The organism is Actinomyces sp. 594 (genome assembly GCF_019325145.1).
GTDB lineage: Bacteria > Actinomycetota > Actinomycetes > Actinomycetales > Actinomycetaceae > Actinomyces.
The window spans coordinates 62,864-75,766 of the sequence record NZ_PIZC01000015.1; the positions used below are offsets into that span (position 1 = coordinate 62,864).

Below are 12,903 nucleotides of genomic sequence, written 5' to 3' on the forward strand. Positions count from 1 at the left end.
AGCAGTCAACGCGGGACACGCCGAGGTCGGTTCGCTTCGGCATCTCACGTCCAGCGCATCAGCTTGGTGGCGGCCCAAAACAGCGCCGCCCCGACGACGCCAGTGACGCCGATCCCGATCAGCGCGTCACTCAGCTCGGCCACGCCCGTCAGCGGCCAGCGCAACGCGTCCAGCAGGTAGGTCAGCGGCAGGAAGTTGGCGAGCGTCTGCGTCCATCCCGGCAGAATCTCCAACGGCAGCAGCGCGCCGGAGGCGAAACCCATAGGCAGGACCACAATCATCACCGCCAGGGAGACTGCGGTGACGGTGGGCAGCACCAGGCCGAAGAGCATGCCCAGGGAGTAGAAGAGTAAAGTCCCCAGGAACACTGGCACCACGGTTAGGATTGCCCATGGCGACAGCGTGACACCGACCGTCGGCACAAACCCAGTGAGCACGATGAGCACCGCCTGCACGAGTGCGGAGACGACGGCGACGGCCAGCGCCGAGGCGAGGATTGAGCTCACGGGCATTGGCGCACTGCGCAGGACACGTCCGACTCCCTTCTCCCGCCACTCGCCAATAGTTGTGGCGCCGGCGAACATGCCAACAAATGCCACTCCAAAGCCCATGACGTTGGGACTGATGAAGTCAACGATGTCATGGCCGTCCACCCCTGGTTGGTCACCCATGGTCAAGGCAAGGACAACCAGCAGTGCCGGAGGGAATGCATATGAGAAGAGCATGGTGGCCGGATCGCGCAGATTGGTGCGCGCCAGGGAAACTGTTAGGGCTTTGAAGGGGCTCATGACTCGTATTTCTTCCCTGTGAGCTCCATGAACGCGTCCTCGAGGGTCGGGCTGTGCACCTGCGCGCCTGCGGTCGGCACATCCGCCGCGCCAAGGGCCGCAAACACCTCACCCACGTCACGCACGTGAATCACCAACCCGCCCGCACTCACGGTCGCAGCTGTCACCACATCCAGGCCGGTCACTACATCCAAATACGGCGCCGCCCCGGGCAGCAGCACCGAGGCATCACTACCCGCACCGGCAACCAGAGCAGACGGAGATGCCGTCGTCACCACCCGGCCACCATCAAGAATGGTGACCACATCGCACAGGCGCTCGGCTTCCTCCAGATGGTGAGTCGTATACACCACCGTCGTGCCCTCCTCACGCGCCGATGCCAGCAAGCCCACCAGGTCATGACGAGCCGTCGCATCCAGAGCCGCCGTCGGCTCATCCAAGAACAACACCTCCGGCCGATGCACCATCGCCGAGGCCACCGCCAATTTCTGCCGCTCACTACCAGAGGCCCGCTCCACACGCGAGTTGCGCACGTGTCCCAGATCCATGGCCTCAATGAGTTGCTCAGCCCGTGCTTGTGAGGCGCCAAATATCGCGGCGATGGCGGAAAGGTGCTCCCACACCGTGGCACGAGAAAAGAAGGCCGTGGCCTGCGGCTGAATCCCCACCCGCACTAGCAGACGCGGATCACGCGGCAACGGTGCCCGACCCAGCAGCTCCACACTGCCCGCCTGAGCACGGCGCGCACCCTGGATGATCTCAACCAGCGTCGTCTTACCAGCACCATTGGGACCGATCACACCATGGAACGACCCCCGCTCCACCACCAGATCCACGTCCCGCAGCACCTGGTGTCCCGCATATGAACGGCACACGCCGAGAACAACCACCGGCTGCACAACAGTCCCCTTTCACGTTCAAGCCTTCGATGGCTCGACCATGACACAGCGGCGGGACTCGGCTGTTCCGGCTTCCCGCCACAACCTCTCCTACCTTGGTAGGAGGCTCATGATGTGGGCTAGTCTGTGCGCAGTCTTGAAAGGCCACCCATGTTCTCCCTGCCTCACCCAGCACTCAACGTCGCGCCGAGTCGACTTCGTGCTGCGTGGCGCGCCCACCGTGAACTCAGCGTCTTCACGGCCTTCAGCCTGACCTTCTCCGCGTTGCCGGTGCTGTTCCAGTGGTTCACTCTCACCGATACGGTGGGTTTGGTGGTGCCGTGGGCGCTGCTGCTGATCCCCCGCAATCCCTGGACCGCCACCACCATCCTGGCAGCGGGTACAGCTTACGGGCTCGTAGACGCTAGGGGACCCGGATTGGTGCTGGCCGGATGGTTCGCCGTGTACGCCCTCGTTCGTCGGGGCGGTTATCGGCAGGCCGTTGTGATTGTGGTGGCCATGGCGGCCGGAAACCTCCTAGCCTGGCAGGCGGGAACGGAGATGAATGACCTGTTCATCAGCCAGGTGTTGTGGCTTGCCATCTGTTTGGGGATCGCCGCTCCTCTGCGGCTTGCTGACGCCAACGTGTCCCGGGCCCAGGCCGCTCACGCCCAAGCCCTGCGCGAGCAGCGCGCCCTCATCGCCCGCGAACTCCACGACACCCTCGCCCGCGCCAACACCCAAATCGTCCTGCGCGCCCAACAAGCACAAGCCCACCTCCACAACCCCCACCACACCGACCAGATCAACACCGCCCTAGACGACATCATCACCACCGGCCACCAATCGGTCCTCGACCTGCGCACCATGCTGCGCCTCCTGAGACAAGACACCAACACCCCCCTAGACCCCGCACCCCCCACACCCGACCTAACCACCACCCTCACCCAAGCCCGCCACAACCTCCACCAAGCCGGCCTCCACGCCACCGTCACCCACCAAGGAGACACCACCCGACTCACCCCCACCCTGACCACCGCCCTGACCCGCATCCTGGACGAATGCGTCGCCAACATGATCAAACACGCCGCCCCCGACGCCCAATGCACCATCCAACTCAACATCACCGACACCACCGCCGAGCTCCACGCCATCAACCCCCTGGCCGACACCCGACACACAACCCCCGCCACCTCATCCAAACTCGGCATCCTCGGCATCCAGGAACGCACCCACGCCCTCGGAGGAACCACCACCACCAAACACACCAACCACCAATGGATCCTCCACACCACCCTCCCCCTCACACCCAACAACGAAAAGGGCAAACCATGAACCAAAACATCCAGCCCAGTCCGATCCGCGTCGCCATCGTGGACGACGACGCCATCGTGCTCGACTCGCTATCCATGCTCCTCGGTCAGGAAAAAGGCATCGAAATAGTGGCCACCGCCGCCAACGGCGCCGAGGCGGTTAATCTTGTCCACGACCACATGGTGGACGTCGTACTCATGGATATCCAGATGCCGGTTCTGGATGGCATTGGAGCAACCTCGCGGATCCTCGCCGCCGGTGGCCATACCCGGGTACTCCTACTGACCACCTTCGATGACGATACCTTCCTCGATGGCGGAATCGCCGCTGGCGCTTCAGGCTTCCTTCTCAAGACCACGCCTGCCGCAGAGATCGCGGCGGCAATTCGCACCGTCCACGGAGGCGGTAAGGTCCTCTCGCCCGGCCCCACCAGCCGCGTCTTGGACCGCTACGTGCGCGGCCAGCGCCCCAGTACCGGTTCCACCGCAGAACTCGATCTATCGGGGCGAGAGCGGGAAGTGCTTCGGCTTCTGTGTCAGGCACGCACCAACCGCCAGATTGCACGCCAGATGAACGTTGCGGAGACCACCGTCAAAACTCACGTTTCCTCGCTTATGCGCAAGATGGGGGTGGGTAGCCGACTGGAGATCGTCACCGAGGCGTACAAGCGGGGCATCGGCGGCTAGTCGCCCCTCCTCATTATGTCTCGTCGGGCTCCCTCAAAAGGAGGAATCGAACGGGGACTCAATGATGAGCAGGCCACACAGCTGTGTAGGACAAGATGCGACTATCCCACCGGACCCACAACCGATAGGAAGTCACCGCACATGTGTTCCCTTCGCACCCTCTCTGTCATCGCCGTGTCCGTATCGTTCCTGGGACTGGCAACTCCCGCCACAGCAGCACCTGCCGAACCCCCATCCCCCATCCGTGTCACCGCCTCACCGAGCGAGTCATCGCTGCCTATTTCGCCTGCATCATTCACATACCCGAAGTGGGGATGCCGCATCGTTTCATGTCGCAACTGACCGATCCTTTTAATTTTGGATGGTTTTGGGGACTGGGAATGGAAACCATTCCAGTCCCCAAAACCATCCCCGGCCCGGTGCTCTAGCAGCTAAGGCATCTACCTACGCGCATTGTGCCGCCGCTGGCTGTCAGGTCAGCAGCGAGCAATAACCTGGGTCCCTTCCGCTGGGACGTAGTGGTCGGTCGCCGGCACCGGCCTGAACAACGTACTCCGTGGTGACGACAAGCTGGCTGCCCGGAGCAGGCAGAAGGCAGCCTGCGTGATGAGCTGCTCTCGCCACTGGTGCTCGATTGGAAGGTGAGGTCGGGAGAAAGGTAGGCGGCCTGGAAGAAGCTCAGCCGCCTCAGGGACCGTAACCTGCCAGTCCTTGAAGTCCTTAAGCCCCTGGCCCTCATGCCGCATGGTCTCAGCCGCGCCGGCCTCCAGGATGCCGTTCTCAAAGTTGCAGACCGCGAGAGCAGCTGAGCAGGGCTGGAGCGCGGGGGCGGCCTCGCTGCCTACCGCTCCCGTGCGGACAGAGGGGTGGCCTTGGCCGGCGAGGCTGTCGCCGGCCAAGGCCACACCTGAAAGGGTGCGCGGGTGCTGCTCCGTCCAGTTCAGTTCCCGATGACTCCGGGGCGCCGTCGCTCGACGACGACGGCCATGGTGACAAGCACGGCGGCAAGCGCGATGAGCCACATGAGGGCCGCGGAGGTGCTCAGGGGATCGTCGGCGAAGGAACTGGGACTGACGAAGTTGTTGACCAGGGCGGCGATCGTGCGCCTGCCCACTACCCGCTCTACGACCGGGCTGCTGCTCTGGAGGAGAGGCTCGGCCAGCAGGAGCCAGCCGGCCACGCCCGCCAGGGCGGGGATGGGCCGGCGGATGAGGACGGCGGCCCCGATGACGCTGAGCTGGGCGAGGACGGCGCCCAGGGGGGCGGCGACCAGCATCCTGGTAAGTCCGGCAGTGGCCAGGACAGCACTGACGCTGGTAGCAAAGGCCAGGACGGCAAGACCCGCGGCGATGGACACCAGGGTGACTACCGCGGCCTGGAGGCCGGCATGGACCGCGCAGGCGGTGATGACGGCGCTGCGACGCGGAAGAGCCGTGTAGACCAGGGCCAGCTCGCGGGTTTGGATGAGCCGTAGGTAGGTCCACGAGCCGGTCAGGAGAGTCAGCGGCAGGCAGAGCATGCCCCAGCCGCTGACGACGGCCCCAATCGCGGACTCGGCATCACTGAGGGCGCCGGAGGAGGTCAGGGAGATCTCGAAGATGACCACCACTCCGGCAGTGATGGCGGCGTTCGCGGCGCCGGTAAGCAGAGTCAGGAGAAGTGTGCGCCGCAGCGCGCCGTGGGAGCTCATGCTGGCCCGGAGCCAGGCCAGGACATCACCCAGGAGACCACTGCGGGAGGCCCTGGCACTGGTGGTGGGGGCGGGTGGTCCTGCCGGGTGGGAGCGGGCGGCGCCGTCAGCCGCTGCCGAGCGCATAGGGGCCGCTGCGGCTGAGGTGGAACGCGCGGATGCGGTCGTAGTGGCCACGGCCTCGGTGGTCAGGGCGACGGTGGGTAGGCCCCAGGGTCGCCCGGCCGGGTCGGCGGTACGGGTGAGGAGGACGGCGGCAGCCGCACAGGTGAGGGCGGCCAGGACCAGGAGCGGCAGGAAGCCCCAGGTGTCAAAGGCAGGCAGGCCCATCTCGCCCCAGGCACCGTAGAACCACGTGACAGCGACGGAATACGGGGCAAGGAGCGCCCCGACAGACGGAGGAACGAGGTTACCCACGACGGTGAAGAGGAGCTTCTCGATCACCTGGCTCCAGAGGACCAGCCCCGTCGCCACCCACGGCAGTGACCTCAAATTGGCCAGGACGGCGACGGCGAAGCCGAAGCACACTGCCAGCGGGGGCAGCACCATCATGCGAGCGGCCTTCGGGGCGAAGGCCGCTAGGGCGGCGGCGGCGTCGGGCCACCCTCCCAGCGGCATGAAGGCCGCGATGAGGACCAGGGACCCCAGGGCGCTGACCTGGGCGGCGACGAGGGACGAGACGAGCTTGGCGGCCAGGATCGCGCGCGGGCGCGGGCGGACCAGGACGACACTGGCCAGCATGCCATCACGTGCGTCACCGGCCAGGACCAGGATGGGCAGGGTGAACCACGCCAGGCGGCAGACGAGCTCGTTGAAGCTCAGTGCCGTGCTCACGTAGGAGCCGGAGGAGGAGGCGTATGCCAGAGCGAGGTAGATGTCCAGGAGAGCACCGACGGCCAGCGCCCCGGCCAGCAGCAGTGCGGGCCACCGGTAGGTGTAGAGCTTGTAGATCTCGCTGATGAGCAGTCGCATCGCTATCACCGCTCCTTGGGGGCGAGGTGCTTGAAGAAGGCGTCTTCCAAGCTGCCTTCCGCCTCGAAGTCGCTCAGGCTGCCACTTCCGGTGACGCGCCCGTTGGAGATCATGACGACGCGGTCGGCCACGGCGGAGACCTCGGTCAGGATGTGGGAGGACAACAGGATGCCCCGGCCCTGGTCTCGTAGCTGCCGTAGCAGGTCGCGGAACCAGCGGATGCCCTCGGGGTCCAGTCCGTTGAGCGGCTCGTCCAGAACGAGGTAGCGCGGGTCGCCCAGCAGCGCTCCGGCCAGGCCCAGGCGCTGGCGCATGCCCAGGGACAGGCGCGAGACACGTCGTTTGGCGGCGTAGGCCAGGTCGACCTGCTCTAGCAGCAGGGGGATGCGGGAGCGGTCCAGGCCCCCGGCGATCGCCAGCCAGGTCAGGTACTGCGTCACCGTCTGGCCCCCGGCGATCCACTGGGCGTCGAGGATGGAGCCGATGGTGCGCATCGGCTGAGCCATCCTCGCGTAAGGGGTCCCCTCAATAAGAGCCGTGCCCCGAGCCGGGCGCTCCAGGCCCAGCAGGATGCGCAACGTGGTGGACTTTCCCGCACCGTTTGGCCCCAGGAAACCGACGATCTCGCCGGTAGAGACCTCGAAGGACACGTCGCGCAGCTCGAAGCCCGAATAGGCCTGGCACACGTCAGTCAGGACAATGGACATGGTGATACTCCCTTGGTTGAGAATGGTTGACGATGCGGCGTGTGCGGCCAGGTGCTGGGCATCACCTGACGTAGATAGTCCGTTCGCCCAGGTTGCGGCCGACATTGGGCTAACGGGTCATCCCAGATGTATTCCTACTCGGTGATCTCGTCGAGCAGGTCGCTCTTGGCGGCGGGGGTGGAGGTGAACTTGGCGTCCATTCGGGTATTCCTTTCAGATTGGGTGTGAGTGGTGCGGATTGAGTGGTGCGGATACTGTGGGCTCCGCACCGGTTGTCGTTGCTGACAGGAATAAGTGTGCTCACCGGCCGTGGTGCTTCCCATCAGCAGAACGGCTCAGGCTTATGAGACTTAAGGAGGAGCCGGAGCCGACCATCGTCTAGTTGATCCGGAACGCTGAGACCGGGCCCGTTCCAGCGCGCGGGAGGCAGCACCGAGGGTGAGCTATGCGGGCGGAGTGCCGCCCCGTGCGGCCAGGGGTCCAGCAAGTCGGCATCAGGGTAGGAGTTTCCTAGATGTTTCTGCGTGTTCACAGGGCCGCGGTCCGGCATTCCAGCAACGACAGGTGCAGTGCCCGATCAACAAGCACAAAGGGGCTCTCGCGGTTTGTGGGTGTGCTTGGGGCCCGGTGGGTGTTGCCGCCCCGGCGGGGGTGGGTGCCGCTCCCCAGGTGCCCCGTGGGACGGAGCGCCCAGGATCGGCTCCAACTGTGGGCCGTGGGCGGGCAGGCTCCCACCCACCCGACGCCGCCCCGGATTCCAACACGCCCCGCGAGTTGGAAGGTCTGGTATACGCAAACCGGGAAGTACGGCCCTGCGCAACACCCTGGCGCCAGCCGACGGCGGGCAGGTCCGCCGTGATCGACACCCTTCCTTTCCCGGCCCCGTACTTGGACCGCATCCCTCCGCTGGACCCGAGTCTCTGGTAGTTCCTCCAGTCGGTCGAAATAACCACCGGGATCGGTCTAAGTGGCGGGCGATGTGCGTGCGGAGAATATGGGGAGCACTGCCCATGCCAGCGCATTGAGTCGGTTCAGACCCCACCCATATTCTGCGACGGTGACTTCACAGACGCCCCCTCCCTCCCCTGACGCCGCCCCCAGCAAGCAACGCGGCCATACCCGCCGCGATATCATCCTCGGTCTTGGCACCGCCGTAGTCGTGACCGGAGTCGGCGTGCGCAGGTGGCTGCGGACACCCACGAAAGAGCCGGATACGACGCCTTTCGCCGATTACTTCACCGGCCGTGCACCCGTAATGAGCGAGCCGACCGTCGACACCGAGCATGTCTCCACCAAGTCCTGGGGCGTACGCACCTTCCTCACACTGGAGGAGAACACCCCCGTCGAGGACGCCACCGCCCTGATCCAGTCCGCCTACACCGACCTGGCCGCGAATGTTGAGGGGCTGGATCACGCCACCCTCCTGATCAGCTGGAACGGAACCGGACCGGCCGGCGAGGACCTGCACACGGCCATTGACGTAGACCTCGTGCGCCCGCACTCAGAGCTCGATTTCCAGTGCGAGCGGCTCCGCATCGCCGCCGGACTCAACCAGGGCGCCATCGCCGCGGTTGGCATCCCGCTGGACACCGATGAGGCAATCGAGATCAGCCACATCGACGCGGATACCCTCCCCGCCGACGCCGTCCTGGCGCCACCGGCAGCCGCCGACGGCACCACCCTGACCTACGAGGATCGCCTCAAAGTCGGCAGCACATCCCTGACGATCAGCGCCACCTCCGACGTCGACCTGTCTGGAGTTCCCCTCGACGCGGTGCTAGCCGCTCTTCCCGGCGGCGCCGAGGACCCCGCCCGCGAACCGATCGTGACCCTGGACGCCGTCGGCCCCGGATACGCCGACGGACTGCCCGCAATCAATATCTACGAGCAGGACCTGACCCTGGACGAGGCCGAGCCCATCCTGCGCGCCTTCGACGGAGCAGACGGCCCGCACGCCATCAAGCTCCAGGTCGCCTCACTACCAGACGCCGAGATGCGGTTCCTGCTGACCGACGGCACCCTCACCGCAGACCCATCCTGGCACTTGGCGGAGGAGGAGATGGCGGACCTGCTCGCTCGCCTGTAACTCATCCGGGCGGCAGACCAGCCCGGCCTGAGCCCCGGCCCAAAAAGCGGTTCGGGTCCGAGCCCCGCTGAGGGGCCCGGACCCGAACTAACCAGGGAGGTTCAGGGACTAGCCAGCTCGGCTCTCTTCCGTGCCGACGCCCATAAGTCTGCCAGCGACCGAAGTGCTCAGCATCGGCCGATCGGCTAAGCGGATCGGACCCCCGATCGGCGGATACAGTCCCACCGAGTCCACCGGTCGACTCGGCCGACACGTCTGCTGCGGTGCACACATCACCCCACGCCGCCCCGGCACCACCACACCGGTTCGCGAACGCCCAGTTCCCGGCAGCTCTCCCGGCCGACCTCCACCCTTCGTTCCGCGGTATCCCAGGGTCCGCCTGGTAGGCTCATTGCGCCCCGAACAGGGCAGTACTATCCGTAGGCAAACAGGTTGACACCGACATGACTGATGCCCCGCCCCCGGAGGACCCGGACCGCGTCCAGGCGACGTCACCGGTCGGAATCCCGCGCATCGGCGTCACCCCCGTCGTCGACAAATCAGACCAGGCCTACCCGAGCCCCGCCGCCACCGCGGTCCCCCGCTCGACGACGTTGCTGGTGGACGCTCCGGAGCGCCGCCTGCGGCGGGCAGAGGACCTGCTCGACCTGGTTGTCGCCGGGCTGGGCCTGACCTTCATGGTCATCCTGGCCGCTTACGCCCACGCCACCACCACCGGCGTCACCCAAGACGTGCAGAACGCCCTCGCCGTCGTGCTGCGCCGAATCCTCGTCTTCCCCCTCCAGGCCGTCGAGGGCCTGCTCACTTTCACCGTGCCGGTAGTGGTCATCATGCACAGCCTGCTGCGCCGCGCCTGGCACACCGCGGGCGGTGCGCTGCTGGCGGGAGCAGGCGGCTTCGCACTAGCCTGGCTGAGCCTGCACGCACTGGACGCCTGGGGCCCGGCCATCCTCGCCTCAGGCCTGACCGTGACCGCCTCCGGCACGGCCCGGGTCGGGATCTCCACGGTATTCGCCACCCTGGCGGGACTGCTCACAGGCGCCGGGGACCGCCGCTCCTCCCCTGTAATCCGCTACACCTGGACCGCCGTCTGGATCGTGGTGGGCCTAGCGGTTCTCCGCAGCGCGATCACGCTTCCGGGCGCCGTCATCTCTATTCTGCTGGGCCGCCTGCCGGGGCTGGCCGTACGCTATGCCTTCGGCGTCGATGACACGCGTGCCCACGGCATAGCCCTGGTGCGCGCGCTGCGCCGCGCTGGAATCGACGCCGTCCGCGTGGTGCGCATGGACCGTGCCCCCGACGCCCGCGCCTGGACGGTTGAGACCGCGGCACCGCTGGGCTACACCGAGCGCGTCCGCGAGACCCCGCTGACCAGCCCCGCCGTACTAGACGCCAAAGCCGGCCCCGCCGACCCCCAAGACGCGGGCACGGACCCACCCGCATCACCTCAGCCGGAAGCGACCGCCCCGATACCTCCGGAGGACACCTCCACCATCGTCCCCGCCCACGACGTCGATCTGGCCGCCATTCTGGCAGAGGCCTCCTCCGCCGCACTCACTGAGGGTCAGCTCTCAGCCCACCGGCTGTATGCCGTCTGGGACAGCGCGGGGGTGCGCAGGGACGTCACCGTCCTTGACGCCGACCGGCAGGTTGCCGGCTTCCTGGCTACCCTCTGGGACCGGGTGCGGGTGAAGGGGCTGTCGCCGGAACGGGATCTGTCCGTGCGCTCTGCGGCCGAGCATGCAGCCCTGATGATCTTGGAGGCGGGTCGCGCCGGCGTACGCACCCCCGCCCTGGTCGGCATAGCCGAAGCCGATGAGTCCGTGGTGCTGGTAACCGACCACGTCCGCGGCGCCCGTGCCCTGGCGGACCTCGATGAGATCAGCGATGACGTGCTGAGCGACCTTTGGGACCAGGTCAGCCGCGCCCACAAGGCCGGTCTGGCACACCGGGAACTAGACTCGGCCGCCGTCGTACTCGACGACTCAGGTGCTGTCTGGCTGCTCGGGTGGGACTCCGGGGAGACCATCTCCTCCGAGCTGTCCCGCCGGGTCGACCTCGCCCAAGTCCTGGCGCTGACGGCCTCCCTGACTGACGTGGAACGCGCTATCACCGCCGCCTCCCGTTCCCTGACCACTCAGCAGTTGGCCTCCATCGCCCCCATGCTGCAGCAGGTGGTGCTGCCGGCAGCCACCCGTGAGGCCATGGGCCGGCGCGGCAAGGTGCTCCAGGAGCTGCGCGACGCCCTGGTGGACTTGACGCCGACGGCGCACGCAGAGCCCGCCAAGCTGACCCGCTTCTCCCCACGCACCGTCATCATGGCGATCGTGGGACTGGTGGCGCTGTGGACCCTGCTGGCCCGCATGAACATCGAGCAGATCACCGACGCCGTTGCCGGGGCGAACCTCTGGTGGATCCTCGGGGCGCTGATCTTCTCGCTGGCCACCTACGTAGGCGCCGGCCTGGCACTAGTGGCATTCAGCCCGGTAAAGCTGCCGCTGTGGAAGTCCACCGAGGTGCACCTGGCCTCCTCGGTAGTCTCACTAGTCGCGCCCGCGGGAGTCGGCGGCGCCGCCATCAACCTGCGCTTCCTGGCCCGCAAGGGCGTGCCGACCGCGATCGGTGTGGCCACCGTGGCCCTGGTGCAGGTGGTTCAGTTCGTTGTCACCGTTGTCCTGCTCATTATCGTCGCCGCCACGACCGGCCAGTCGACCAGCCTGACCCTGCCCAGCGGCTGGGTACTGGTGACCGCCGTCGCCCTGGTCGCCGTCGTCGCCACCGCCCTGTTCATCCCGAAGGTGCGCAGCTGGGTGTGGGAGAAGATCGAGCCGACCTACCGGCAGGTGTGGCCGCGGCTGGTGTGGGTCATGTCCAACCCGGGCCGGTTGGCGCTGGGCATAGGCGGCACGCTGCTGCTGAGCCTGAGCTACATCCTGTCATTCGGGGCGAGCCTGTGGGCGTTCGGGCACACGCTGTCCTTCTCGGTGCTGGCCATCACCTACCTGGCTGCGAACACCGTCGGGTCCGTGGTGCCCTCACCCGGCGGCATCGGCCCGGTGGAGGTGGCACTGACCGCGGGCCTGGTAACGGCAGGGGTTCCCAACGGCGTGGCGCTGTCAACCGCAGTCGTCTACCGCCTGGTCACCTTCTGGGTTCCCATCCCAATCGGCTGGCTGAGCCTGCACCGCCTGCAGCGGCACGGGGACCTATAGCCGAGTCGATGAGGGCCGTAAACCGGCTCTTCGTGTTCTAGGGTGCTGGGGCGGTGCCCGGACTGCGGTGTGGTGTGAGGGTCGCGTTCGGGTAGTCGTACTCTGGCTGATGAGGACGTTTTCGCCGCGCCGAGGACGTTCTCGGGCTCACGAGGACGTCTTCGGGCGTATGAGGTCGTACCCGACCACCCCACACCGACCGAATACGACCTCATACTCCCCAAACCCTCCACATCGTGGAGGGTCTCGGGCTGACGAGGACGTTTTCGCCGCGCCGAGGACGTTTTTGGGCTCACGAGGTCGTCTTCGCCGCGCGGAGGTCGTACTCGGGCTGATGAGGACGTTCTGGGGCTGATGAGAACATCTTCGGTACGGCGGGCGCCGACGTCGGGGGCGGAACGGCTCGTGCGCCCCGCGCGACGCTTCGGCACTTCGCATGACGGTTCGTACCTTTACACCGACGCTTCGTACCTTTCGACGACTGTGTTGTCTCATGACTTCTGGGACTGTTGGATCTCATGACATCTGGGAGTGTCAGAAGTCGTGAGATTCTGGGAGGCCCTGGGTGGG

General features: G+C 66.5%; 8 protein-coding genes. 4 read left to right on the forward strand and 4 right to left on the reverse strand.

The features are described 5' to 3' along the window. Positions 1–44: 44 nt before the first annotated feature. Both GZ998_RS02350 and GZ998_RS02355 read right to left on the reverse strand, forming a co-directional pair. A complete protein-coding gene (locus tag GZ998_RS02350) occupies positions 45–788 on the reverse strand; it encodes an ABC transporter permease (RefSeq protein WP_219108753.1) in 744 nt (247 codons plus the stop codon). After that, positions 785–1,687: an ABC transporter ATP-binding protein gene (locus GZ998_RS02355; protein WP_161923263.1), complete on the reverse strand. Its 903-nt coding sequence runs from the start codon at positions 1,685–1,687 to the stop codon at positions 785–787. The genes GZ998_RS02350 and GZ998_RS02355 overlap by 4 nt, the downstream gene beginning before the upstream one ends. 150 nt (positions 1,688–1,837) lie before the next feature. Here GZ998_RS02355 and GZ998_RS02360 point away from each other — a divergent pair, with 150 nt between their 5' ends. Continuing rightward, the gene (locus GZ998_RS02360; RefSeq protein ID WP_219108755.1) at positions 1,838–3,001 is read left to right on the forward strand and encodes a sensor histidine kinase; all 1,164 of its coding nucleotides are present in this window, start codon (positions 1,838–1,840) and stop codon (positions 2,999–3,001) included. Next, complete coding sequence (locus GZ998_RS02365; RefSeq protein WP_219108757.1) at positions 2,998–3,666, forward strand: response regulator transcription factor; 669 nt, start codon at positions 2,998–3,000, stop codon at positions 3,664–3,666. The genes GZ998_RS02360 and GZ998_RS02365 overlap by 4 nt, the downstream gene beginning before the upstream one ends. A 940-nt stretch (positions 3,667–4,606) precedes the next feature. Here the strand turns inward: GZ998_RS02365 and GZ998_RS02370 are convergent. Next, positions 4,607–6,328 carry a hypothetical protein gene (locus GZ998_RS02370; protein WP_162678629.1) on the reverse strand — a complete coding sequence of 574 codons (1,722 nt, stop codon included), beginning with the start codon at positions 6,326–6,328 and terminating at the stop codon, positions 4,607–4,609. 5 nt (positions 6,329–6,333) lie between these two features. Beyond that, positions 6,334–7,035 (reverse strand): ABC transporter ATP-binding protein, encoded by a 702-nt coding sequence (locus GZ998_RS02375; RefSeq protein ID WP_162678628.1) that lies wholly within the window; start codon positions 7,033–7,035, stop codon positions 6,334–6,336. A 1,057-nt stretch (positions 7,036–8,092) separates the two neighbouring features. On the opposite strand from GZ998_RS02375, the gene GZ998_RS02380 reads away from it, so the two are divergent. Further along, entirely contained in the window at positions 8,093–9,121 is a 1,029-nt protein-coding gene (locus tag GZ998_RS02380) for a hypothetical protein (RefSeq protein ID WP_219108759.1), read from the forward strand. 443 nt (positions 9,122–9,564) lie between these two features. Continuing rightward, on the forward strand, positions 9,565–12,333 hold the full coding sequence (locus GZ998_RS02385) for a lysylphosphatidylglycerol synthase domain-containing protein (protein ID WP_219108761.1): 2,769 nt from the start codon (positions 9,565–9,567) through the stop codon (positions 12,331–12,333). Positions 12,334–12,903 lie beyond the last annotated feature (570 nt).

Bases quoted from the DNA above. Each gene is read 5' to 3' on its own strand.
- GZ998_RS02350 (WP_219108753.1), bottom strand. From the start codon at position 788: ATGAGCCCCTTCAAAGCCCTAACAGTTTCCCTGGCGCGCACCAATCTG.
- GZ998_RS02360 (WP_219108755.1), top strand. From the start codon at position 1,838: ATGTTCTCCCTGCCTCACCCAGCACTCAACGTCGCGCCGAGTCGACTT.
- GZ998_RS02365 (WP_219108757.1), top strand. From the start codon at position 2,998: ATGAACCAAAACATCCAGCCCAGTCCGATCCGCGTCGCCATCGTGGAC.
- GZ998_RS02370 (WP_162678629.1), bottom strand. From the start codon at position 6,328: ATGCGACTGCTCATCAGCGAGATCTACAAGCTCTACACCTACCGGTGG.
- GZ998_RS02375 (WP_162678628.1), bottom strand. From the start codon at position 7,035: ATGTCCATTGTCCTGACTGACGTGTGCCAGGCCTATTCGGGCTTCGAG.
- GZ998_RS02385 (WP_219108761.1), top strand. From the start codon at position 9,565: ATGACTGATGCCCCGCCCCCGGAGGACCCGGACCGCGTCCAGGCGACG.